A 22,535-nucleotide genomic window follows, 5' to 3' on the forward strand; every position below is an offset into this window, starting at 1 on the left:
ATCACTCGTACGGGGCACGACGCGCGCGCAGCGTACGTCTGTGATCGCTGAGAGTTACGCTCGCTCGATGTACTTCAGGCGCGCCCCTCGTCCCAGCGACCCCTTGAACCGTCACCCGAACGACCCTCCGAACGACCCCTTGGGCGACTCCCCGGCCGCCCCGCGGGCCAGATCCAGGAGCAGGTCGGCGGCCTCCCGCCGCGGCATCGCCCTCGCCGCGCTGCTCTCCGCCGTAACCCTGCTCGTGCCGGCCTGTTCCGCCCGGGAGACCCGCCACCGGGCCGCGCCCGCGGCCGACGCGGTGCTGGCGGCGCTGCCGCGCTCCACGCCGTCCGCGCTGGCGCCGTACTACGGCCAGAAACTCACCTGGCGCGACTGCGGAGCGCCCGGCTTCCAGTGCACCACGATGAAGGCGCCGCTCGACTACGCCAGGCCGTCGGCGGGTGACGTGCGGCTGGCCGTGGCCAGGAAGAAGGCCACGGGACCGGGCAGCAGGCTGGGCTCCCTCCTGGTGAACCCGGGCGGACCCGGCGGTTCGGCCATCGGCTACCTGCAGCAGTACGCCGGGCTCGGCTACCCGGCCGAGGTCCGCGCCCGCTACGACATGGTGGCGATGGACCCGCGCGGCGTCGCCCGCAGCGAGCCCGTCGAGTGTCTCGCCGACCGCGACATGGACACGTACACGCAGACCGACGTCACCCCCGACGACCGCGCGGAGACGGACGCGCTGGTGGGCGCGTACCGGAAGTTCGCGGAGGGGTGCGGCGCCCACGCCCCCCGGCTGCTGCGGCACGTCTCCACGGTCGAGGCCGCCCGTGACATGGACATCCTCCGGGCCGTCCTCGGGGACCGCCGGCTGACCTATGTGGGGGCGTCGTACGGGACGTTCCTGGGCGCGACGTACGCCGGGCTGTTCCCGGACCGGGCGGGCCGCCTGGTGCTGGACGGCGCGCTGGACCCGTCCCTGTCGGCGGCGCGGATGAACCTGGACCAGACGGCGGGCTTCGAGACCGCGTTCCAGTCGTTCGCCAAGGACTGCGTGCGCCAGAGCGACTGTCCGCTCGGGGGCACGGACACGACGCCGCGGCAGGCCGGTGACCACCTCGCGGCCTTCTTCCGCAAGCTCGACGCACATCCGATCCCCACCGGTGACAGGAGCGGCCGCAAGCTCGGCGAGGCGCTCGCCACGACCGGGGTGATCGCGGCGATGTACGACCAGTCCGCCTGGCCGCAGCTGCGCGGGGCGCTGGCCTCGGCGATGAAGGACGGTGACGGCGCCGCCCTGCTGGCCCTGTCCGACAGCTACTACGAGCGCGACTCCGGCGGCCACTACAACAACCTGATGTACGCCAACGCCGCCGTGAACTGCCTCGACCTGCCTGCGGCGTACGACACCCCGGCCGAGGTGGAGAAGGCCCTGCCCGCGTTCGAGAAGGCGTCCCCGGTCTTCGGCAGGGGCCTGGCCTGGGCCTCCCTGAACTGCGCGTACTGGCCGGTGAAGCCCACCGGCGCAGCGCACCGCATCGAGGCGAAGGGCGCGGCGCCCATCGTGGTGGTCGGCACCCTCCGTGACCCGGCGACCCCCTACCGCTGGGCCCAGTCCCTCGCCCGCCAGCTCTCCTCGGCCCACCTCCTGACCTTCGACGGCGACGGGCACACCGCCTTCGGCCGCGGCAGCCGCTGCATCGACTCCGCGATCGACGCCTACCTGCTCCGTGGCACCCCGCCTGCCCAGGGAAAGCGCTGCTCATAGCCGCTCCTGCCCGCCCCGGGGCACCCCCTCCGGGGCGGGTACGAACCACCTCCGGAAACTGTGTAGACTTACGGACGTTGCCGACCGCACCCTGGTGCGAGCAGCACGCCGCTTTAGCTCAGATGGCCAGAGCAACGCACTCGTAATGCGTAGGTCTCGGGTTCGAATCCCGAAAGCGGCTCTCTTGAAAAGGCCAGGTCACATACCTTGTGACCTGGCCTTTTGGCTGGCCGGATCCGTCCCCTCACCGGCCCGGAGCCGGCGAGGGGACGGGGTCCCGGCGAGGGGACGGGCTCCGGATCAGCCCAGTACGCGGACCGGACGGCCCGCCAGGTACGCCTCGATGTTCTCCACCGCCTGTCCGTAGTAGCGCGCGTAGTTGGCCTGGGAGACGTAGCCGAGGTGCGGGGTGGCCAGCAGGCGCGGGGCGGTGCGCATCGGGTGGTCCAGGGGCAGCGGTTCGGTGTCGAAGACGTCGACGCCCGCCCCGGCGATCCGTCCCTCGCGCAGCGCGGCGAGCAGCGCGTCCTGGTCGACGACGGCGGCGCGGGAGGTGTTGACGAGGTAGGCCGTCGGCTTCAGGAGGGCCAGTTCACGGGGGCCGAGCAGGCCGCGGGTGCGGTCGCTCAGGGCGAGGTGGACCGAGACGAAGTCGGCGCTCGACAGCAGGTCCTCCTTGCTCGGCGCCAGGGCCACGCCCACCTCGTCCGCCCGCTCCTCGGTGAGGTTCTGGCTCCATGCCGTGACCTCCATGCCGAAGGCGAGCCCCACCCGGGCGACCCGGCCGCCGATCCTGCCGAGTCCGAGCAGGCCGAGGCGGCGGCCGTGCAGGTCGGCGCCGACGGTGGACTGCCAGGGGCCGCCGCCGCGCAGCGCGTTGTTCTCCTGGACGATCCCCCGGGCGAGGCCCAGCAGCAGGGCCCAGGTCAGTTCCACCGGCGGGGTGGCGGAGGACTCGGTGCCGCACACGGTCACCCCGTTCGCCCGGGCCGCCGCGAGGTCGATCGCCGAGTTGCGCATGCCGGAGGCGATCAGCAGCTTCAGGCACGGGAGCCGGTCCAGGAGGGCGGCCGGGAAGCGGACCCGTTCGCGCAGGGTCACGACGATGTCGGCGTCGGCGAGCGCCTTCGCCAGCGCGTCCTGCGTGGTGAAGTGCTCGGCGTACCGGACGACGTCCACCCGGTCGCTCACCGCTGACCAGTCGGCGGCGGTGAGCGCGGCGTTCTGGAAGTCGTCGAGCACGGCGCAGCGCAGTCGCATGTCTGTCGTCCCCCTGCGGGTTCGGTGTTCGGGTTGTGGCCCTCCAGGGGTACCGCAGGAGCGGCCGTGCGGTAAGAGCTGCGAACGAACGGGGAGTCCGAGCCGGGCGCCCCTTTTGTTCACAGCGTTGAATCGCGGCAGGGAGCGGAAAGAGGAGGCAAAGCGATGTCGTGTCGGGACAACCGGCGGAAATGAGGCAACATCTTGGTGAACGAGGACGGCCGGACGACGACGGACGGGCGGGGAGCGGGGTGCCGCGCGGGAAAGCGCGGGCGCCGCCGTCGCCGGACGGGATGAGCGGGAGTGGTGGAAGCGGTGGGAGCCAGGGAACCGAGGATCGCCGTCGCCGTGGTGACCATGGGCAACCGGCCCGCCGAGGTCGACGCCCTGCTGGAGTCCGTGGCCAAACAGGATCTCGCGCCCGCCCGCATCGTGATCGTCGGCAACGGCTGCCGGCTGCCCGAGTTCGCCCGCCGGCTCTCGCTGCCCGGCGAGGTCACGGCCATCGACGTCGACGACAACCTCGGCTGCCCCGGCGGCCGCAATGTCGCCCTCGCCCGGCTGCGCGAGTACGGCGACATCGACGTGGTCGTCGAACTCGACGACGACGGGCTGCTCGTCGACGCGGACGTGCTGCGCCGCGTACGGGACCTGTACGCCGCCGATCCGCACCTGGGCATCGTCGGCTTCCGCATCGCCGACGAGCACGGCGAGACCCAGCAGCGGCACGTGCCCCGGCTCGGTTCCGCCGACCCGATGCGGGGCGGGTACGTCACCGGATTCCTCGGCGGCGGCCACGCCCTGAGCATGCGGATGCTCGGACAGACCGGCGACTGGCCCCCGGAGTTCTTCTTCGCGCACGAGGAGACGGACCTGGCCTGGCGCGCCGCCGACGCCGGCTGGAAGATCCTCTACGCGCCCGAACTGCTGCTCCAGCACCCGAAGACCTCGCCGGCGCGGCACGCCATCTACTACCGCGTCACCGCCCGCAACCGGGTCTGGCTGGTCCGCCGCCGGCTGCCGCTCGTCCTCGTCCCCGTCCACCTGGGCGTCTGGACGCTCCTCACTCTCCTGCGGACGCGGTCGGCCGCCGGACTGCGGGCGTGGCTCGGCGGCTTCGCGGAGGGGCTGCGCCGGCCGGCGGGCGAACGGCGGCCCATGCGCTGGCGCACGGTGTGGCGGCTCACCCGGCTGGGCCGCCCCCCGATCATCTGACGGCCGCACCGCCGCCCTGGTGCCGCCGTGTCGCCGTCCGGTTGCCGTCCGTCGGTGTCCGGCGGATGCCCGGTCCGCGGAGCATGGTGGTCCCGGACCGAACGCGCCCTGGCCGCCGGGCGTCACTTGGCGTCCGCGTAGCACTCGACCACCGCCGTCGTGAACGGGAACCGCACCGGTGTCGGGCCGAACGTGAGGCGCCCCGCCAGGTCCGCCGCCTCCCGGATCGCGGCGACGACCGTGTCGGCCTCCTCCTTCGGGCAGTGCACGATCACCTCGTCGTGCTGGAAGAAGACCAGCTCCGCGGCCAGGTCCCGGCAGGAGCGGCGCAGCGCGGCGAGCATCAGCAGGGCCCAGTCGGCCGCGCTGCCCTGGACGACGAAGTTACGGGCGAAGCGGCCCCGGGCCCGCACGTCACCGGAGGCGTACCCCGGGGTCCAGCCCTGGCCGGCGGCCCGCTCCTCCGGCTCGTCCTGCGGGAGGCCGGCCTCCTGCGTCGCGTCGTCCTGCGCGGAGCCCGCCGCGGGCGGGCAGGTGCGCCCCAGCCACGTCCGTACGAGCCGGCCTTCCTCACCGGCCCGCGCGGCCTCGTCGACGTAGGCCACCGCGCGCGGGAAACGGCGGCGCAGCGCGGCCAGGTTCTTCAGGCCGTCCCCGGACGTCTGGCCGTAGACCGCGCCGAGCACGGCCACTTTGGCCTGGGCGCGGTCGCCGGAGAAGGCGCGGTCGGACACCGACTGGTAGAGGTCGTCCGGCCGTCCGGCCACTTCCATGAGGCCGGGGTCGCGGGAGACGGCCGCCAGCACCCGCGGCTCCATCTGGTCGGCGTCCGCCACCACCAGCCGCCAGCCCGGGTCGGCGACCACGGCCCGCCGGATCACCTTCGGGATCTGCAGCCCGCCCCCGCCGTTGGTCACCCAGCGCCCCGTGACGGTGCCGCCGGCCAGGAACTCCGGGCGGAACCGGCCCTCGCGCACCCAGTCCTGCAACCAGGCCCAGCCGTGGGCCACCCAGATCCGGTACAGCTTCTTGTACTCCAGCAGGGGCGCCACCGCCGGGTGGTCCACGGACTGCAGCTCCCACCGGCGGGTGGACCTGACCTTGATCCCGGCCCGGCCGAACGCCTTGACGACCTCGGCGGGCAGATCGGGCCGCACCCGGCGGCCGAAGGCGGCCGACACCTCGTCGGCCAGCTCGGCCAGGCGGCGCGGCTCACCGCCGCCCGCGTACCGCTCGCCGAGCAGTTCGTGCAGCACCCGGCGGTGCACGTCCGCGCTCCAGGGCAGGCCCGCGCGGTTCATCTCGGCCGCCACCAGCATCCCGGCCGACTCGGCGGTGGTCAGCAGGTGCATGCGGTCCGGGTGGGCGGTCCGCTCGTGCCGCCGCTGCTGCTCGGCGTAGACCGCGAGCAGGTCCGTCAGGGGCAGGGGTGCGTCCTGCGGTTCGAAGAGCGGGGACTGCGCGCCGGGTGCGGCCGGCCGCAGCGGCGGGTCGGGCGGTACGGGACCGCCGCGCAGCCGGGCCAGGGCGGCCGCCGCCGACCGCGGCTCGCCGTGGTGCCCCTCGTGGCCGAGCAGGAGCGTCTCGGCGTCCTCGATGTCGTAGCAGCGCTCGACCCGCACGCCCGCGGCGAGCAGGCGCGGGTAGACCTCGGCGGTGGACCGCCACACCCACCGCGTGACGTCCGGCCTGCTGCGCACCGCCCCGGCGAGGTCCGGCTCGCGGCGCACCGGTCCGGCGGGCAGCCCGTCCGGGCCGAGGGGTACGACGTCGGCGCCGCCGTCCTCGGCCGGAGCGAGAGCCCACCGGTCGGTCATGCCGTGAGTGTCGCAGGCGCCTGTGACAATCGCCCCTGACCTGCGGCCCGCAGGATCACTCGGAGGGGGCCGAGGGCGATTCCGAGGGGGTTGCCGTGGGTGCCTCGCCCTCCTCGCGGTCGGCCAGGAGCTTCTCCAGGGTGCGCGTGACGTACTCCTCGGTGCGCGCCTTGTCGAGGCCGAGTCCGCTCAGCAGGCCCTCGCCGTTCTCCAGTTCCAGCAGGGCCAGCAGGATGTGCTCGGTGCCGATGTAGTTGTGACCGAGGCGCAGGGCCTCGCGGAAGGTGAGTTCCAGGGCCTTCTTGGCGGCGGATCCGTAGGGGACGAGGTCCGGGGCGTCGGGGGACGCGGGCGGCAGCGCGGCGGTCGCGGCCTCGCGGACGGCTTCCAGGGTGACGCCCTGCTCCCGGATCGCCTGGGAGGCGAGGGCCTCGGGCTCGGTGAGCAGACCGAGGACGAGGTGCGCGGGCAGTCCCTCGGTGCTCCGGGCGGACTTCGCGGCCTCGTGGGCCGCCATGACGACCTTCCGCGCGCGGGGTGTGTAGCGGCTGAACCCCTGGCTGGGGTCGAGGTCGGCGGACTCCTTGGGCACGAACCGCTTCTGCGCGGCCTGGCGGGTGACGCCCATGCTGGCGCCGATGTCGGTCCAGGAGGCGCCGGAGCGGCGGGCCTGGTCCACGAAGTGACCGATGAGGTGGTCGGCCACCTCGCCGAGGTGCTCGCCGGCGAGCACGGCGTCCTGGAGCTGTTCGAGGGGTTCCTGGTGGACCTGCTTGATGGCCGAGATGAGGTCGTCGAGACGGACCGTCGACCGGATGGGGTTCGTCATGTGTCAACCATAGGTTGACAAGTAGGGGGTGTCAACCTTGGGTTGACATTGATCTCGGCGGCTTTCCTGGGATGCCATCGCTCACCCCGCCGTAGGTTTTCCACAGGCTGTGGACGAAGAATCCCGCTTTCTCGACCTCGTGGCACGATCGATCCGTGACCACGTCCCGCACGTCCCGCTCCTCCGGAAGCTCCCGCGCCGCCGGGAGTTCCGGCTCCTCCCGCTCCTCCCGCTCCTCCGGGCCCACCGGTGAGTCCGGCGGGCCCGGTGAGTCCGGCACCGTCGACCGCGCCTTCCGAGCCGCCCTCTACGCCGCCTCCGACGACGCCCTCGACGCCGGTGCCTCCCTGCTCGCGGCCGACCCCGCCGCGGACGCCGAACTCGACCGGCGCGGCCGGGAGTTCGTGGCGACCGCGTGGCAGCGCGGCTGGCAGCCCGCCGACGTCGTGCGGATCGCGGGGCGGGAGCTGGGCGAGGCGCACGCAGGGCTCGTGGCCGGTCTGATCCGCGCGCAGGCCCCGCACGACCTTCCGCGCGGCCGGCGCTGGACCGCCCAGCTCGACGCGCTGCCCACCGGCGCGCCGCCCCGGACCGACCGCTTCACCTACGCCACCGCCGTGCTGGAGCTGTACCGCCTGCTCCTGCGGCTGCCCGTCCTCGAACACCTGGAGCCGTCCGCCGGGCGCCCGTCCGCGGCACCGGCCGGTGAGTCCCGCGTGCTCGGCCGCATCCGGGCGCTGCTGGCCAAGGCGGAGGCCACCGGGTTCCCGGAGGAGGCGGAGGCGCTGAGCGCGAAGGCCCAGGAGCTGATGGCCCGGCACAGCGTCGACGAAGCGCTGCTCGCCGCCCGCGCCCCCGCGCCCGGCACGCCCGGAGCCTGCCGGATCGGCGTCGAACCGCCGTACGAACAGGCCAAGGCCGTCCTGCTGGACGCGGTCGCCACCGCGAACCACTGCCGGGCCGTGTGGAACGAGCCCCTGGGCTTCTCCACCGTCGTCGGCTTCGAGGCCGAGCTGGACGCGGTCGAGTTGCTGTACACCTCACTCCTCGTGCAGGCCACGACCGCGATGACGCGGGCCGAGGCGGCCCAGAGAGCCGGCGGGCGCAAACGGACGAAGACCTTCCGGCAGTCCTTCCTCGCCGCCTACGCCCACCGCATCGGCATCCGTCTGGCGGCGGCCGCCGAGACCCAGGTGACCGAGGACCTGCTGCCCGTCCTCGCCGGCCGCGACCTCGCGGTCACCGACCGGCTGGAGCGCATGTTCCCGGAGACGACCACGACCCGGCTGCGCGGCGTCAGTGACGCCGCGGGCTGGACGGAGGGCGCCCAGGCCGCCGACCGGGCCCAGATGAAGTCCCGGCGAAGACTGGGGTGACGAGGACCGGGCTGACGAGGGCTGGGGTGAGGAGCAGCACCCTGCCGCGGGCCGGGGCGGGGCTGCCGCGCCCGGCCCCGGCTCAGGCGTACGCCGCTCCCGGCGCCGGCGCGGCACACGCCCGCGCACACCCACCGGCCCTCGCGCCGCCCGCCTAGGGCGCCCGCCCCGGCTCCCGGGTCTGCTCACTCCCCGGCCTGCTCGGCCCCCGGCCCCTGGAGCGCTCACTCCGGTCCGGTCAGTTCCCGGCCCGCTCAGTCACCGGCCTGCTGGAAGGCCGTCACCGAGGCGTCCGGTTCGGCCGCGCTCTTCTTGCCCTGCACCGGGCCGTAGGACCACTTGAAGGTCCGGTCCTCGGCCGCGCCGGGCAGGGCGATCTTGAGCGAGGCCGCCCCCAGGGCCTTCGCGTCGCCCTCCTTGCCCCGCACGTAGGTGAGCGTGAAGGACGCGGTGTCGCCCTTGGCGAGGGTGAGTTCCTGCGGCCGGCCGGTCTTGTCCTCCGGGACGCGTGCGGAGGTGCTCCCGGCGGAGAGGGTGACCCCCGGGAAACCGTTCAGGGTGCACCGGTCGCCCCGGTTGGTCAGGGTGACGGGGACGTCGCCGGTGTCGCCCGCGGCGGGAGCGGCGTTGGCGGGGCCCACTTGAAGGCCGACCTCACCGATCCGGCAGGCGGCGTTGTCGGTGTTCTTGCTGCCGGTGTCGGTGCCGCTGCTGCCGTCACCGCTGTCGCAGGCGGCGAGGAGGAGGGCCGCGGCGACGGCGGTGACGGTGATCGGAAAGGCGCGCATGTACTGGTTCCTCGGGTCGTGACGATGCTCAAGGATCATCACGTACGAGCGTGCGGCGCGGTTGCCCGCCCCGCCACCGGACCGGGCGGACGTCGCGGACGTTCAGGCGCCGGGGCTCGCCGTGGGCAGCCCTGACGGTAGCGCCCCGCCCTCGGCCCGGGTGTACGTCTCCTTGCCGAGTCCACCCTCCCAGGTCACCTGGAGAGTGGTCTTGTTGACGGAGTCGACCGTGCCCGCCGAACGCTGCTTGCACGAGTTCAGACGGATCGTGCCCTTGCCCGCCTGCGCGGCCGCGGTGCCGGTGCACGTGGTGCGGTCCGTCGAGAACAGCGCCGCCTGCCGGCCGGTGATGATGAGCACGACGGCCTTGCCGCCGCTGGTGGTGAGCCAACTCCCGCTCAACGGCGAGTCCTCGGCGCCCGCCCCGCCCGTGCCGCTCCCGCCGGACACGGTCTCCCCGCCCGACGCGGCCCCCGCGCTGTTGCTCGACGAGGGGGTGGCGGCGGAGGCGCCGCTCCCGGAATCCGGGTCCCCGCCGCTGCCGCACGCGGTCAGCGTGAGGGCGCCGAGCAGCCCCGCGGCCGCGATCCGCGCTCCCGTGGTCGTCCTGGTCACTGAGATCCCCCCACCTGGAAACCGGCCGGCCCGCCGGCGGCCGGTACGACCGGAGCAGGTTACCGGGTCACCTGCACGAAGCTCATCGGCGGCGAACGGAACACCGGGGGCTCCCCGTGCGTCTTTCCTCCGTGCACGTTCACCGCGAGCACGCGGGCGGATCCTCGGAGAACGGGCCGCGCATGCCCACCTCTTCCCGGGGCAAACGCACAACAGCTCCGGTAAAGGGCTCGTCAAAGCTGTAATCGTCGAGGCACTCCGCGTGCACGTGCATCTGCTCATGCACCTGCACATGAACAAGGTTATGATCCGGTTCAGTTGACCGATGCATTCCATGGCCGTACCAGCCAGTGCACCACCGGGGAGCGACCTGTGAACCACGACGTCGAGGGCGTGTACGGGGAGTGCGACGTGCACAACGGGATGGCGGCCACACACCTGCGCGGGGTGGCCTGGCAGAAGAGCCGGCACAGCAACTCGCAGGGCTCGTGCGTGGAGTTCGCGCGGCTCCCGGGAGGCGAGGTGGCCGTCCGGAACTCCCGGTTCCCCGACGGTCCGGCGCTCGTCTACACCCGGGCGGAGATAGAGGCGATGCTCCTGGGGATCAAGGACGGCGAGTTCGACCACCTGATCGCCGGCTGACGGTACGGGCCGCCGGGGTACGGGAACCGAGCAGCGGCACCCGGAACCGTACGGACACCGGAACCGTACGGAACACGGGAGCCGGGAACCGACGGCGTACGGGACCCTGGGGCAGGGGCGGCTGCGGGGGACCGCACGGGCGGCAGGCGTCAGAACCGGCCGCAACCGGGCGCGGTGGAGTGGAGCCGGGCGAAGGAGCGCCGTTCCGGACGGGCCGTACGCCCCGCCCGTCCGTCCGGCCGAACGTTCGTTCAGTCGGTGGCGCGCAGCCGGAACAGGGCCCAGACGACCTTGCCGCCGAGCGTGCCGGCCAGCGGGTGCCAGCCCCAGCCGTCGCTGAAGGAGTCGACGAGGAACAGGCCGCGCCCCGACTCGGCCGAGAAGTCGTCGGTGTCGCGGGCGACCGGACTGTCCTGGCTGGGATCGCGCACGCCGCACACCAGCCGCTCGGTCCAGTGCATCAGGTGCAGGCGCACCGAGGGGACCTGCTCGCGGCCGCACGCCGCGGGCCCGTCCGGCAGCGCGTGCCGCAGGGCGTTGGTGACGAGTTCCGAGACCACGAGGCAGACGTCGTCGAAGCGGTCGCCCAGATTCCACTGCTCGAGCGTGGCACGGGTGAACTGGCGGGCCTCGCGGACGGCTTCGTAGCGGGCGGGCAGGGCGCAGGAGGCGGCGTCGCACACGGCCGAGGGGTCCAGCGGCGGAAGGCCCTGCCGTAACGGCTGGAGCATGGTCGATCCATTCGTCCCCATGCGAGGCACTCCCGGGAAATCGCGATCGTTGCGATGCATTGGTCGTTGCGATGCAGCGGTGGCGCGGGACCATGGTTTCGGATGCGCAGGGCAGATGCAAGGGCAGATGCACGTGCACGTGACGGAATTGGACCTACCTGTACCGCTTGTTGGTCATTTTTTCCGCCATCTTCTCGATCGTCGTCGGCCTCCTTCTTGCCTTACGCTGCACGTTTTCTGTGATCTCTTTCCGTTTCCGTAATCACCCGAGTACTGCTCGAAGTGTTTTAGTGGCAGACTTCGGCCCTTGAGGACGGCTGGGGAGGCTGGCGAAGGTGAGCGCGGGAGAGCCCGGATCGGTGGTGCGGCGCATGCTGCTCGGCTCGCAACTGAGGCGACTGCGAGAGGCACGGGGGATCACGCGGGAAGCGGCGGGGTACTCGATCCGCGCCTCGGAGTCGAAGATCAGCCGTATGGAGCTGGGCCGGGTGAGCTTCAAGACACGTGACGTGGAAGACCTGCTGACGCTGTACGGCATCACCGACGACGCGGAGCGCACCTCGCTGCTCTCGCTCGCCAGGGAGGCCAACGTCGCGGGGTGGTGGCACAGTTACTCCGACGTCCTGCCCAACTGGTTCCCCACCTACGTGGGCCTGGAGGGCGCCGCGTCACTCATCCGCGTCTACGAGGTCCAGTTCGTGCACGGGCTGCTGCAGACCGAGGCGTACGCCCGGGCGGTGGTCCGGCGCGGCATGCAGGGCGCGAGCGAGGCGGACGTGGAGCGGCGGGTGGCGCTGCGCCTGGAGCGGCAGAAGTACCTCGTCTCCGAGAACGCCCCGGAGCTGCACATCGTCCTCGACGAGGCGGCCCTGCGCCGCCCGTACGGCGACCGCGAGGTCATGCGGGGCCAGTTGCAGCACCTGATCGAGTTCTCCGAGCGGCCCAACGTGCGGCTCCAGGTCATGCCGTTCAGCTTCGGCGGTCACGCCGGCGAGTCCGGGGCGTTCACCATCCTCAGCTTCCCCGAGTCCGACCTGTCGGACGTCGTCTACGTGGAGCAGCTGACGAGCGCGCTCTACCTGGACAAGCGCGAGGACGTCACCCAGTACGAGAGGGCGCTCAAGGAGCTCCAGCACGACAGTCCCGGGCCGGACGAGAGCCGCGACGTGCTGCGGGGCCTGCTCCAGCTCTCGTAGGGTCTTTCGCCGGCTCTCCCGGGCCCTGCCGCCGGCACGGCCCAGGGCCGCCCGGGTCCGTACCGGGAAGTAGCAATACGCCCCCAACGTCCTTCGCCCGCACGTACGATGACGTTCGATCAGACAGCGAGCGCCTGGGATTCGAGGGATCACATGTCGTCCTACTTCACCGACCTGGCCCGGCAGTACATCGACGGCGAGTGGCGTCAGGGCACCGGTTCCTGGGACATCATCGACTTCGATCCGTACGACGACGAGAAGCTGGCCTCGATCACCATAGCCACGGCCGACGAGGTGGACGAGGCGTACCGGGCGGCGGCGCGCGCCCAGAAGCAGTGGGCCGCCACCAACCCCTACGCGCGCCGCGCGGTCTTCGAGAAGGCGCTGCGCCTGGTCGAGGAACGCGAGCAGGAGATCACCGAGGTGATCATCGCCGAGCTGGGCGGTACGCACCTCAAGGCCGCCTTCGAACTGCACCTCGTCAAGGAGTTCCTGCGCGAGTCGGTCCACCTGGCGCTGGCCCCGGAGGGCAGGATCCTGCCCTCGCCGTCGGACGGCAAGGAGAACCGCGTCTACCGCGTCCCGGTCGGCGTCGTCGGTGTGATCAGCCCCTTCAACTTCCCCTTCCTGCTGTCGGTCAAGTCGGTCGCCCCGGCGCTCGCGCTCGGCAACGGCGTGGTGCTCAAGCCGCACCAGAACACGCCGGTCGCGGGCGGCACGCTGGTGGCGAAGATCTTCGAGGACGCGGGCCTGCCCGGCGGCCTGCTCAACGTCGTCGTCACGGACATCGCCGAGATCGGTGACGCCTTCATCGAGCACCCGATCCCCAAGCTGATCTCCTTCACCGGCTCCGACAAGGTCGGCCGGCACGTGGCCACCGTCTGCGCCGCGCACTTCAAGCGCACGATCCTCGAACTGGGCGGCAACAGCGCGATCGTAGTCCTGGACGACGCCGACCTGGACTACGCGGTCGACGCGGCCGTCTTCAGCCGCTACGTCCACCAGGGCCAGGTGTGCATGGCCGCGAACCGGGTCCTGGTGGACCGCTCGATCGCCGACGCGTTCACCGAGAAGTTCGTCGCCAAGGTGAAGTCGCTGAAGGTCGGCGACCCGCGTGACCCGCAGACCGTCATCGGGCCGGTGATCAACTCCGCCCAGGCCAACGCCGTCTCGGGTGTCGTCGAGCAGGCCCTCGCGGAGGGCGCCACCGCGCTGGTGCGCGGCACCACCACCGACAACCTGGTCGCCCCCTCCGTCCTGACGGATGTCCCGGCCGGTTCGGCCCTGCTCCAGCAGGAGGTCTTCGGACCGGTCGCCTTCCTCATCCCCTTCGACGGCGAGGAGGAGGCGGTCCGGATCGTCAACGACACCCCCTACGGCCTCAGCGGCGCCGTCCACACGGGCGACATCGAGCGGGGCGTGGCCTTCGCCAAGCGCATCGACACCGGCATGTTCCACGTGAACGACGGCACCGTGCACGACGAGCCCCTGGTGCCCTTCGGCGGCGAGAAGCACTCCGGCATCGGCCGCCTGAACGGCGAGACGACGGTGGACGCCTTCACCACGGTCAAGTGGATCTCCGTCCAGCACGGCCGGAGCGGGTTCCCGTTCTGACCTGACCTGACCTGACCTGACCTGACCTGAGCCGGGTCCGGCCCCGGCCGGCCGCCCACGCGAGGGCCGCCGGGGCCCCGGCAATAACCTGGACCGCATGTCAGCGATCCGTCTCCTCGTGCTCGGCGCCGTCCGCCGGCACGGGCGGGCCCACGGCTACCAGGTGCGCAACGACCTGGAGTACTGGGGCGCCCATGAGTGGTCCAACGCCAAGCCGGGATCGATCTACCACGCCCTGAAGCAGATGGCCAAGCAGGGGATGCTGCACGCGCACGAGGTCGCGCCGTCCACGGCGGGCGGCCCGCCGCGCGTCGAGTACGAGATCACCGCCCAGGGCACCGAGGAGTACTTCTCGCTGCTGCGCGAGTACCTCACCGCCTACGACCAGCGCCCCGACGTGCTGACCGCCGCCCTCGGCTTCATGGTCGACCTGGAGCGGGAGGAGGCGCTCGCCCTCCTCGAGGAGCGGGTGCGCGGCATCGAGGAGTGGCGCAGGTCGGTCACCGAGTACTACACGCCCGAGGACGGCCCCGGCCCGCTCGGTCACATCGGCGAGATCATGAACTTCTGGGTGCACTCCGCCGACGCCGGCGCCGAGTGGACGCGGGGGCTGATCGACCGCGTCCGCGGCGGGGCGTACACCTTCGCCGGCGAGGGCGAGCCCTTCTCCGGCGTGCTGGAGGAAGGCCAGGAGAACCCGTACGCCACGAACCGGCCGCACCGGGGAGACGCCCGCTGATCAAGGGCGGGCAGCGGGGATTCCGCGCGCGGGGCAGGGCACCGGGCGGGTCGGTCTCGGCGCCCGGGCGAGGGCGCCCGTGCGCGGGGCGGGCGGTCAGCGGACCGCCGTACCGTCCGCCCGCAGCTGCATCTGCGGCCTGCCGGTCACCAGCAGCCAGGCCGGCAGCGAGCAGGGACAGCACGGACGGGGAGGAGACGAGGACCGCGGCCGTGAACAGACTCACCCAGCCCTGCCGGGTGACGGCCATCAGCATGCCGAGGACGGCCGCCGCCACGGCGAGCGCGGGCGGCACCGAGGGCACCAGGGCGTGGGCGGCCAGCCCGAGCGCGGCGCCGATGAAGACGGACGGGAAGATCCGGCCGCCGCGGAAGCCGCAGGACGCCGCCACGAGCAGCGCCGCCAGTTTCACCGCGGCCAGCGCGGCGAACTGCCCCGCCGACCGGTCCTCGGGGTGCCGGGCCAGTTCGGCGACCTCCGCGAGCCCCTTGAACAGGGTCAGGTGACCGCCGAGCGCCCCCAGCAGACCGAGCACCAGGCCGCCGGCCGGCAGGGCGATCATCGGATGGCCGAGCCGGGCGAAGACCCGGTGGACGTACGGGAAGGCGTACACGGCGGTGAGGCCGAGCAGCGCGCCCGCCGAGGAGATCACCAGCGCGGCGAGCACGTCACCCCCGTGCGGGCGCCCGAACGGCGGCAGCCCGAGATCGAAGGCGGGGCGGGCGAGCACGGTCGTGGTCATGGCGCCCGCGGCGCCCGCCGCCAGCGGCGCGAAGAGGTTGTCCCACAGCGCCCCCTTCATCGGCCGCCCGGCCAGCGACTCGGAGATGACCAGCGCGGCGGCCACCGCCGTCCCGAACAGGGCCCCGATGGTCGCCGCCTCCGCCAGCGCGGGCCACAGCGCGCCCGGCAGCCGGGGCAGCAGCCTGCGGCCGAACCAGAACGCCAGGGCCACGTTGACCGCGATGATCGGGTTCTCGGGGCCCAGGCTGGGCCCGCCGGCCAGCATCAGCATGGTCGCCAGCAGCAGCCCCGGCAGGACGGCCGGGGCCATCGGGGCGGCCGACAGACCGAGCGTGGCCGGGTCGGGGCCCGCGTGCCCCGGCGCCTTCCACACCACGAGCCCCACCAGGACCCCGGTCGCGGTCAGCACGGCCAGCATCCATCCCACGGAGTACCGGCCGACCCCGAGCGCGTCCGGCAGGTCGCCCCACAAAGCGCCCTGCAGCCGCTCCGCCGCCCCGCTCACCACCAGCAGGAGCAGGCTGCAGCCGGCGCCGGTGACGAGAGCGGGCAGGATCAGGGGCAGCAGCGCGCGGGCCGGGGCCGCCGGTACGGCCGGTGCGGCGGCTGCCTGCTGCTCGGGGTCCTGGGCCACCGGCACACGATAAACGGACTGATCCGGCGTACCGGTGTGAACGCGCGTGAAACGACCGGGACGGAAACCGGCTTGCACCTCACGCGACGTGAGGAAGGACCGTGGAGCGCGTACGCAGAAGGGAGCGGAAAGTGAGCTACACCGTGGGCCAGGTCGCCGGTTTCGCCGCGGTGACGGTGCGCACCCTGCACCACTACGACGACATCGGCCTGCTCGTTCCGGGCGGGCGCAGCCACGCGGGGCACCGGCGCTACGGCGACGCCGACCTCGACCGGCTGCAGCAGATCCTGTTCTACCGGGAGCTGGGCTTCCCGCTCGACGAGGTCGCGGCGCTGCTCGACGACCCGGACGCGGATCCGCGCGCGCATCTGCGCCGCCGGCACGAACTGCTGACCGCCCGGATCGAGAAGCTGCGGAAGATGGCCGCGGCCGTGGAGCAGGCCATGGAGGCACGCAGGATGGGAATCAACCTCACCCCCGAGGAGCGCTTCGAGGTGTTCGGGGACAAGGATCCGGAGCAGTACGCGGAGGAGGCCGAGCAGCGCTGGGGAGGCACCGAGGCGTACGCCGAGTCGCAGCGCCGCGCCGCCCGCTACTCCAAGGAGGACTGGAAGCGCATCCAGGCCGAGGTGGACGCGTGGGGCGAGCGGTACGCGGCCCTGGTGGCCGCGGGCGAGCCGCCGGCCGGCCGGGCGGCCATGGACCTGGCCGAGGAGCACCGCCGGCACATCGGCAGATGGTTCTTCGAATGCCCGTACGAGATGCACCGCAGCCTGGGGGAGATGTACGTCGCGGACGAGCGCTTCAAGGCCTACTACGACTCCATGGGGCCGGGTACGGCCGAGCACCTCAAGGCGGCGATCCTCGCCAACGCCGCCCGCCACGGGGAGGACGACGGCGGGGAGGACGGCGGCGGGGCCGGGGGCAGGTGACACGCGGCCAGGGGCCATACGCGCGGGACGAGGTGACGGCAGGGACGTAGTAAGGGGCGCCCACCTGGGTGGGCGCCCCTTACGCGCGGGACCGCCGGGGGGACAGCCTGGACCGAGGCGGTGCACAGCGCATCCCTCGGAACCCGGTGGAACCTGAGCCGTACACCATCCGTTGATACTTTGTGCGGCAGTACCCGGAGGCCGACCCGCCACCGACCGTCCTCACCCCATCAGGAGCCCGGAACCGTGATGACGCTTGCCCTCGGCCCGAGCTGGCTGGATCCGAACTACCTGCTGGACACCTTCGGCATCTGGGGCCTGCTCCTCGTCGTCTTCGCCGAGTCGGGCCTGCTGATCGGCTTCTTCCTGCCGGGTGACTCGCTGCTGTTCACCTGCGGCCTGCTGATCACCTCCCACCAGCTGGACTTCCCGCTGTGGGCGGCGATCGCCCTGATCTGCCTCGCGGCGGTCCTCGGCGACCAGGCGGGCTACATGTTCGGCAAGAAGGTCGGCCCGTCCCTCTTCAACCGCCCCGACTCCCGCCTGTTCAAACAGGAGAACGTGGTCAAGGCGCACGAGTTCTTCGAGAAGTACGGCCCGAAGTCCCTGGTCCTGGCCCGCTTCGTGCCCGTCGTGCGGACGTTCACGCCGATCATCGCGGGCGTCAGCGGCATGCGGTACCGCTCGTTCGTGACCTTCAACGTCATCGGCGGTGTCCTGTGGGGCGCGGGTGTGACGCTGCTCGGCTCCTGGCTCGGCAAGATCGACTTCGTCAAGAGCAACATCGAGGCGATCCTCATCCTGATCGTCCTCGTCTCGGTCGTCCCGATCGCCATCGAGTTCCTGCGCGCCCGCGCCAAGGCCAGGAACGAGCCGGAGCCCGCGCCCGCGGCCCCCGGGCCCGAGCACGCCGTCCCGGGCGGGTACCAGCAGCAGTACGCACAGCCGTACCAGCAGCCCCAGCAGTACCAGCAGCCCGTCATGGACGACGCGACCACCCAGCTGCGCCGCATCGAGCCGCCGCACCAGCAGGGCCCGCGGCCTCAGCAGCCCCAGCCCCAGCCCCAGCAGCACCCCGGCCGGCCCCAGCAGCCCCACCAGCAGCAGCCGCAGCCGCAGCAGCCGTACGGCTACGACCAGGGCCGGTACGCCGACGGCCAGTACCCGCAGCAGCCTCAGCCCCAGCAGCCCCACCAGCACCAGCACCAGCCGTATGGCAACCAGCAGCCCCAGCCGCAGCCGCAGCAGCAGCCGTACGGCAACCAGCAGGAGGGCCAGCCGTACGGCCACCAGCAGGAGGACTACGAGGGGCCCCAGCAGCAGGGCCCCTACGGCCAGGGCTACTACCGCGCCCCGTGAGACGGCACGCGCGCCGGGCGGCTCAGAAGCCCCTGGTGCGCTTCGCAGCGCGGCGCCCCGCCGCGCTGCCCGCTCCCGGCATCCGCAGGAACAGCCGGGAGATCTCGGAGCCGAGGTTCACCCCGATGGCGATGGCCATGGCGAGGGAGACCGCCTTGGCCAGGGACACGAGCCCCTTGTCGACGTGGTTCTGGGCGATCGACAGCAGACCGAAGTACGTCGCCGAGCCCGGCAGCAGCGGCCCGATCGCCGCGGTCGTGTACGGCAGCGCGGAGGCGAACCGGTAACGGGAGAGCAACTGCCCGAACAGCCCCACCAGACCCGCCGCCGCCGCAGTGGAGGCCACCGGCGAGATGTCGCCGACGGAGTGCATCGCGCCGTACACCACCCAGGCCACCCCGCCGTTGAGCGTCACCCACAGCACGGTGGACCGCTCCTGCTGGAGCAGCACGGCGAAGGTCAGCGACAGCAGCATCGAGGCGACGATCTGGAGCACCGGCCGCTGGCTGCCCACGAGCGCCGCGTCCGGGTTGAGCTGCGCGCCCAGCTTCACGCCGAAGTACAGGATCAGCAGTACACCGGTGACGATGCCGACGAAGAAGTACATGACCTCCAGCAGGCGCGCGGAGGCCGTGATGTAGAAGCCGGTCAGGCCGTCCTGCACCCCGGCCACCAGCGCCCGTCCCGGCAGCAGCGCGAACAGACCACCGGTGATGACCGCGGACGCCTTCACGTCGACGTCCGCCACGGTGAGGGCCACACCGATCGCGGCCGGCGGCATCGCCGCGACCGTGAACTGGTAGAACTCCGGCAGCCCGCGTCCGGCGCACAGCCACGCCAGCCGGTCGCCGAGCATCGCGCCGAGCGCGGCCACCACGAACACCAGCGGACCACCGCCGACGAGCACGGAGGCGGCGCCCGCGAGCAGTCCCGCGGCGCCGGTCAGGGCCCAGCCGGGGTAGGGGTGCCGGTTGCGGCGGATCTCCGCCAGCCGCCGGTAGGCCTCCTCGAGGGAGACGTGGGTCTCCGGGTCGCTGAGGTCGTCGACGAGCTGGAAGACGGCCGCGAGGCGGGTGTAGTCGGTACCGCGGCGGCGCACCACGCGGGAGGCCGTCACCGGGTCGTCCACGAGGGACGGCTGGTAGGAGATCGACAGCAGGGTGAAGGTGACGTTCGGCTCGCAGCGGTCCAGGCCGTAGGAGCGGCAGACGGCGAACATCGCGGTCTCCACGTCCTCGGCGCCCTCACCGCCGGCGAGGAGCAGCTCGCCGATCCGGAGGGTCAGGTCGAGGACGCGCGGGACGGCCGGGCCGCCCTCCTCCGCCTTCTGGACGAACTCCAGCGCCGGCCGCTCGGTCACCGACATGCGCAGCATCGTGCGCATCCGGTCCTGCCAGGGGGCGTCCTTGATCAGGCTGACCGCAGGGGTGCCGCTCGGCGGGGTGAACGCGTACGGCGCCTCGCGGGCGTTGTAGGTGCTCGGCGGGCTGAACGCCGATCCCCCGGACTCGGAGGCGCCCGCCTCGGGGACCTCCAGGCCGTCCGGGAGGGCGAACTCCGACGTCGTCTCGGACTCGCTGCCGGTACGGGGCACCGCGAGCCCCTGCGGGAGGGCGAACTCGGACGTGGTCGACGACTCGTTGTCGGTCCCCGAGGTCACCGGAGTCACCGGCGCCGCAGGAATCACCTGCGTCACAGACACCACGGGAATCACCTGCGTCGCCTGCGTCACCGCCGAGTCCGCGGGCGGGGTGGCGCGCGACGCGTAGTCACTCCTCGCCTCGTCCGACTGCGGTTTGCGGTCCTCCGCATCCGTCACTGGGCAACGCTCCCTGAACGACACCTTCCGTAAGCCTCAGTATGCGCGGGTACCCACCCCCGCATGCCAAAGGCCGCGTCACACCCGGTGGGGTGGACGCGGCCCGTGGACGAGGTGCGGTCAGTGACCGCCGTGCTCCTCGAAGCGCTTGCGGGAGCGCTCGATCTCGGCCTCCGCGTCGGCGCGGCCCACCCAGTTGGCGCCCTCGACCGACTTGCCCGGCTCCAGGTCCTTGTAGACCTCGAAGAAGTGCTGGATCTCCAGGCGATCGAACTCCGACACGTGGTGGATGTCACGCAGGTGCTCCACACGCGGGTCGGACGCCGGCACGCACAGCAGCTTGTCGTCGCCGCCGGCCTCGTCCGTCATCCGGAACATGCCGATGGCGCGGCACTTGATGAGACAGCCGGGGAAGGTCGGCTCGTCCAGGATGACCAGCGCGTCCAGCGGGTCGCCGTCCTCGCCGAGGGTGTCCTCGACGAAGCCGTAGTCGGCCGGGTAGCTGGTCGAAGTGAAGAGTCGACGGTCCAGGCGGATACGACCGGTCTCGTGGTCCACCTCGTACTTGTTCCGCGAACCCTTCGGGATCTCGATCGTGACGTCGAACTCCACCGGTGGCTCCTCCATGATCAGCACATAGTTCTGGTGATTAAGTGTCCCTCACGCAGGTGTGTGATCGCGAAAGGGGCTGGTGGTCATGCCGGAGCTGAGGGGCTGGCAGGCCGCGAGGAAGCGGCTGGCACGCCTGGAACGGTCCTCGCGGCCGCGTCTGGGACGGGTCGCGCGGTCCGCGCAGCCGCGTCCGACAGGGGCCGTGCGGTCCGCACGGCCGTGGGTCGCACGGCTCACGCAGGCCACCGGGCACCGGCCGGGGCGGCCGAGGACGTGGCAGTACACCGCCGGCGCCGCCACCGCCGGGCTGGCGCTGGCCGCCGGGGTGGTGACTGCCGCCGGTCCCTGGGACTCCACCGGTCAGCGTACGGCCGAGCGGGATCGGGCCGCCGCCCTGGAGCACGCGGGTGGCGCAGATCACGGCCGTGATTCCGATATGTCCGGCGGAGTCGCCGCGTCCGCTCCCCGGCCCGCGCCCAGCGCCGCCCCCGTGCTGATCGGCCTGGGCGGCACGGGCGGCACCGTCGAACCGGCCGCGGGCGCGCCGGCCCTCGCCGGCGTCCTGGACCCACTCCTGGAGAACCCGGCCCTCGGCACCCGCCGCTCCGCCGTGGTCGTCGACGTCACCACCGGCCGGCAGCTGTACGGCAAGGACGGCGGCGACGGCCTCACCCCCGCCTCCACCACCAAGATCGCCACCGCCGTCGCCGCCCTGTCCGCCCTCGGCCCCGACCACCGGTTCACCACCCGCGCCGCCCTGGAACCCGACACCGGGGAACTCGTGCTGGTCGGCGGCGGCGACCCCACGCTCACCGCCCGCGAGGACGCCCGCGGCGCGGCGAGCCTGCGCACCCTCGCCGACGCCACCGCCACCGCCCTGGCCGCGCGCGGCCTGCACCGGGTCACGCTGTCCTACGACACCACCCTGTACGCCGGTTCCGGCCTGCACCCCATCGGCGTGAACGAGAACCTGGCCCGGGTCAGCGCGCTGACGGCCGACGAGGCCCGCACCGACGGCTCGGACCACGGTCCCGCGCCGCGCGCCGACGACCCGGCCGCCGATGCCGCCCGCGCCTTCGGCCGCTTCCTGGCGGACCACGGCGTCCGCACGACCGCCCCCGGCCCCTCCAAGGCGACCGGCCGCTCGCAGACCCTCGCGACCGTGTCCTCCCCGCCGCTGTCCGACGTCGTCGAACGCATGCTCACCAACAGCGACAACGACATCGCCGAGGCCCTGGCCCGGCAGACCGCCGCGGCCGGCGGCGAACGGCCCGACTTCGCCGGCGGCGCCCGGGCGGTCGCCGCCCGGCTGGAGCGGCTCGGCCTGCCGCTGGCCGGCACCGCCTTCCACGACGGCAGCGGCCTGGACCGCACCGACCGGCTCACCGCGAACCTGCTGACCGCCCTGCTGCGCACGGCCGCCGATCCCGCCCGCCCCGGCCTCCGCCCGGTCCTCACCGGCCTGCCGGTCGCCGGTTTCACCGGCACCCTCGCCGACCGCTACGCCCAGGACGGCGCCGCGGGGATCGTCCGGGCCAAGACGGGCACGCTCACCGGTGTGAACACGCTCGCGGGAACCGCCGTCGACCGCGACGGGCGCCTGCTGGCCTTCGCCTTCCTGACCGAGGGCACGACCGACCCGCAGGCGGCCCAGTCGGCCCTGGACCACACGGCGACGGCCCTCGCGGCCTGCGGCTGCGGCTAGTGCCGCGGTCAGGAGGCGCCGCACCAGGCGGCCGGGAAGCCGGTGGGCCGGTGTCCGGCCCCTCCGGCCGGGCGCGGCGCCCTCCTTCGACCGGGGCCGCCGCGCGGTCCGGCCCGAACCCGGATCGCGGGGCCCGTGCCGCCGCCCTGCCCCGA

Annotated in this window: 19 protein-coding genes, 1 tRNA gene and 1 pseudogene; 11 read left to right on the top strand and 10 right to left on the bottom strand. The window is 72.9% G+C overall.

All coding sequences use genetic code 11. From position 1 onward, the window contains the following. Window positions 1-67: 67 nt before the first annotated feature. Together ABZ719_RS13355 and ABZ719_RS13360 are read left to right on the top strand one after the other, a co-directional pair. Window positions 68-1,753: an alpha/beta hydrolase gene (locus ABZ719_RS13355; RefSeq protein WP_366725316.1), complete on the top strand. Its 1,686-nt coding sequence runs from the start codon at window positions 68-70 to the stop codon at window positions 1,751-1,753. 107 nt (window positions 1,754-1,860) lie between these two features. Beyond that, window positions 1,861-1,934: transfer RNA gene (locus ABZ719_RS13360), tRNA-Thr, on the top strand. A 119-nt stretch (window positions 1,935-2,053) separates the two neighbouring features. On the opposite strand, the gene ABZ719_RS13365 is transcribed toward ABZ719_RS13360, so the two are convergent. Next, window positions 2,054-3,013 carry a D-2-hydroxyacid dehydrogenase family protein gene (locus ABZ719_RS13365; RefSeq protein WP_366725317.1) on the bottom strand — a complete coding sequence of 320 codons (960 nt, stop codon included), beginning with the start codon at window positions 3,011-3,013 and terminating at the stop codon, window positions 2,054-2,056. Window positions 3,014-3,328: 315 nt separating this feature from the next. Here ABZ719_RS13365 and ABZ719_RS13370 point away from each other — a divergent pair, with 315 nt between their 5' ends. Then, window positions 3,329-4,228 (top strand): glycosyltransferase, encoded by a 900-nt coding sequence (locus ABZ719_RS13370; protein ID WP_366725376.1) that lies wholly within the window; start codon window positions 3,329-3,331, stop codon window positions 4,226-4,228. A gap of 122 nt (window positions 4,229-4,350) precedes the next feature. Here the strand turns inward: ABZ719_RS13370 and ABZ719_RS13375 are convergent, their stop codons facing one another. Then, entirely contained in the window at window positions 4,351-6,045 is a 1,695-nt protein-coding gene (locus ABZ719_RS13375) for a bifunctional 3'-5' exonuclease/DNA polymerase (protein ID WP_366725318.1), read from the bottom strand. A gap of 55 nt (window positions 6,046-6,100) precedes the next feature. Beyond that, window positions 6,101-6,874 carry a Clp protease N-terminal domain-containing protein gene (locus ABZ719_RS13380; protein WP_366725319.1) on the bottom strand — a complete coding sequence of 258 codons (774 nt, stop codon included), beginning with the start codon at window positions 6,872-6,874 and terminating at the stop codon, window positions 6,101-6,103. Window positions 6,875-7,029: 155 nt separating this feature from the next. On the opposite strand from ABZ719_RS13380, the gene ABZ719_RS13385 reads away from it, so the two are divergent. Beyond that, entirely contained in the window at window positions 7,030-8,250 is a 1,221-nt protein-coding gene (locus ABZ719_RS13385) for a DUF2786 domain-containing protein (protein ID WP_366725320.1), read from the top strand. A 254-nt stretch (window positions 8,251-8,504) separates the two neighbouring features. Here the strand turns inward: ABZ719_RS13385 and ABZ719_RS13390 are convergent, their stop codons facing one another. The 3 genes from ABZ719_RS13390 to ABZ719_RS13400 form a co-directional block, all read right to left on the bottom strand. Then, entirely contained in the window at window positions 8,505-9,038 is a 534-nt protein-coding gene (locus ABZ719_RS13390; protein ID WP_366725321.1) for a DUF4232 domain-containing protein, read from the bottom strand. A 102-nt stretch (window positions 9,039-9,140) separates the two neighbouring features. Beyond that, on the bottom strand, window positions 9,141-9,653 hold the full coding sequence (locus tag ABZ719_RS13395; protein ID WP_366725322.1) for a hypothetical protein: 513 nt from the start codon (window positions 9,651-9,653) through the stop codon (window positions 9,141-9,143). A 139-nt stretch (window positions 9,654-9,792) separates the two neighbouring features. Continuing rightward, complete coding sequence (locus ABZ719_RS13400; protein ID WP_366725323.1) at window positions 9,793-9,945, bottom strand: hypothetical protein; 153 nt, start codon at window positions 9,943-9,945, stop codon at window positions 9,793-9,795. Window positions 9,946-10,025: 80 nt separating this feature from the next. On the opposite strand from ABZ719_RS13400, the gene ABZ719_RS13405 reads away from it, so the two are divergent. After that, complete coding sequence (locus ABZ719_RS13405) at window positions 10,026-10,295, top strand: DUF397 domain-containing protein (RefSeq protein ID WP_037850527.1); 270 nt, start codon at window positions 10,026-10,028, stop codon at window positions 10,293-10,295. 251 nt (window positions 10,296-10,546) lie between these two features. On the opposite strand, the gene ABZ719_RS13410 is transcribed toward ABZ719_RS13405, so the two are convergent. Next, entirely contained in the window at window positions 10,547-11,047 is a 501-nt protein-coding gene (locus ABZ719_RS13410) for an ATP-binding protein (protein WP_366725324.1), read from the bottom strand. 350 nt (window positions 11,048-11,397) lie between these two features. Between ABZ719_RS13410 and ABZ719_RS13415 the strand changes: the two genes are divergently transcribed. The 3 genes from ABZ719_RS13415 (at window position 11,398) to ABZ719_RS13425 (ending at window position 14,575) form a co-directional block, all read left to right on the top strand. Further along, on the top strand, window positions 11,398-12,222 hold the full coding sequence (locus tag ABZ719_RS13415) for a helix-turn-helix transcriptional regulator (RefSeq protein WP_366725377.1): 825 nt from the start codon (window positions 11,398-11,400) through the stop codon (window positions 12,220-12,222). A gap of 153 nt (window positions 12,223-12,375) precedes the next feature. Further along, complete coding sequence (locus ABZ719_RS13420) at window positions 12,376-13,836, top strand: aldehyde dehydrogenase family protein (RefSeq protein ID WP_366725325.1); 1,461 nt, start codon at window positions 12,376-12,378, stop codon at window positions 13,834-13,836. Window positions 13,837-13,933: 97 nt separating this feature from the next. Beyond that, a complete protein-coding gene (locus ABZ719_RS13425; RefSeq protein WP_366725326.1) occupies window positions 13,934-14,575 on the top strand; it encodes a PadR family transcriptional regulator in 642 nt (213 codons plus the stop codon). Between the two features lie 96 nt (window positions 14,576-14,671). Here the strand turns inward: ABZ719_RS13425 and ABZ719_RS13430 are convergent. Continuing rightward, window positions 14,672-15,953 (bottom strand): annotated as a pseudogene (locus tag ABZ719_RS13430) (ion channel protein). A gap of 131 nt (window positions 15,954-16,084) precedes the next feature. Between ABZ719_RS13430 and ABZ719_RS13435 the strand changes: the two are divergent. Both ABZ719_RS13435 and ABZ719_RS13440 read left to right on the top strand, forming a co-directional pair. Next, window positions 16,085-16,885 carry a MerR family transcriptional regulator gene (locus ABZ719_RS13435; protein ID WP_366725327.1) on the top strand — a complete coding sequence of 267 codons (801 nt, stop codon included), beginning with the start codon at window positions 16,085-16,087 and terminating at the stop codon, window positions 16,883-16,885. A gap of 246 nt (window positions 16,886-17,131) precedes the next feature. Continuing rightward, entirely contained in the window at window positions 17,132-18,244 is a 1,113-nt protein-coding gene (locus ABZ719_RS13440; RefSeq protein ID WP_366725328.1) for a VTT domain-containing protein, read from the top strand. A gap of 22 nt (window positions 18,245-18,266) precedes the next feature. Here the strand turns inward: ABZ719_RS13440 and ABZ719_RS13445 are convergent, their stop codons facing one another. Both ABZ719_RS13445 and ABZ719_RS13450 read right to left on the bottom strand, forming a co-directional pair. After that, window positions 18,267-20,063 (bottom strand): threonine/serine exporter family protein, encoded by a 1,797-nt coding sequence (locus ABZ719_RS13445; RefSeq protein ID WP_366725329.1) that lies wholly within the window; start codon window positions 20,061-20,063, stop codon window positions 18,267-18,269. A gap of 120 nt (window positions 20,064-20,183) precedes the next feature. After that, window positions 20,184-20,675 (bottom strand): inorganic diphosphatase, encoded by a 492-nt coding sequence (locus tag ABZ719_RS13450; RefSeq protein ID WP_018568890.1) that lies wholly within the window; start codon window positions 20,673-20,675, stop codon window positions 20,184-20,186. A 79-nt stretch (window positions 20,676-20,754) separates the two neighbouring features. Between ABZ719_RS13450 and dacB the strand changes: the two genes are divergently transcribed. Further along, window positions 20,755-22,380 (top strand): D-alanyl-D-alanine carboxypeptidase/D-alanyl-D-alanine-endopeptidase, encoded by a 1,626-nt coding sequence (dacB, locus tag ABZ719_RS13455; RefSeq protein ID WP_366725330.1) that lies wholly within the window; start codon window positions 20,755-20,757, stop codon window positions 22,378-22,380. The last annotated feature ends 155 nt before the right edge of the window (window positions 22,381-22,535 follow it).

The organism is Streptomyces sp. NPDC006743 (assembly GCF_040703815.1).
In the GTDB taxonomy this organism is placed as follows: domain Bacteria; phylum Actinomycetota; class Actinomycetes; order Streptomycetales; family Streptomycetaceae; genus Streptomyces.

Coding starts and splice junctions, on each gene's coding strand:
- ABZ719_RS13355 (WP_366725316.1), top strand. CDS start 68: ATGTACTTCAGGCGCGCCCCTCGTCCCAGCGACCCCTTGAACCGTCAC.
- ABZ719_RS13365 (WP_366725317.1), bottom strand. CDS start 3,013: ATGCGACTGCGCTGCGCCGTGCTCGACGACTTCCAGAACGCCGCGCTC.
- ABZ719_RS13375 (WP_366725318.1), bottom strand. CDS start 6,045: ATGACCGACCGGTGGGCTCTCGCTCCGGCCGAGGACGGCGGCGCCGAC.
- ABZ719_RS13380 (WP_366725319.1), bottom strand. CDS start 6,874: ATGACGAACCCCATCCGGTCGACGGTCCGTCTCGACGACCTCATCTCG.
- ABZ719_RS13390 (WP_366725321.1), bottom strand. CDS start 9,038: ATGCGCGCCTTTCCGATCACCGTCACCGCCGTCGCCGCGGCCCTCCTC.
- ABZ719_RS13410 (WP_366725324.1), bottom strand. CDS start 11,047: ATGGGGACGAATGGATCGACCATGCTCCAGCCGTTACGGCAGGGCCTT.
- ABZ719_RS13415 (WP_366725377.1), top strand. CDS start 11,398: ATGCTGCTCGGCTCGCAACTGAGGCGACTGCGAGAGGCACGGGGGATC.
- ABZ719_RS13420 (WP_366725325.1), top strand. CDS start 12,376: ATGTCGTCCTACTTCACCGACCTGGCCCGGCAGTACATCGACGGCGAG.
- ABZ719_RS13425 (WP_366725326.1), top strand. CDS start 13,934: ATGTCAGCGATCCGTCTCCTCGTGCTCGGCGCCGTCCGCCGGCACGGG.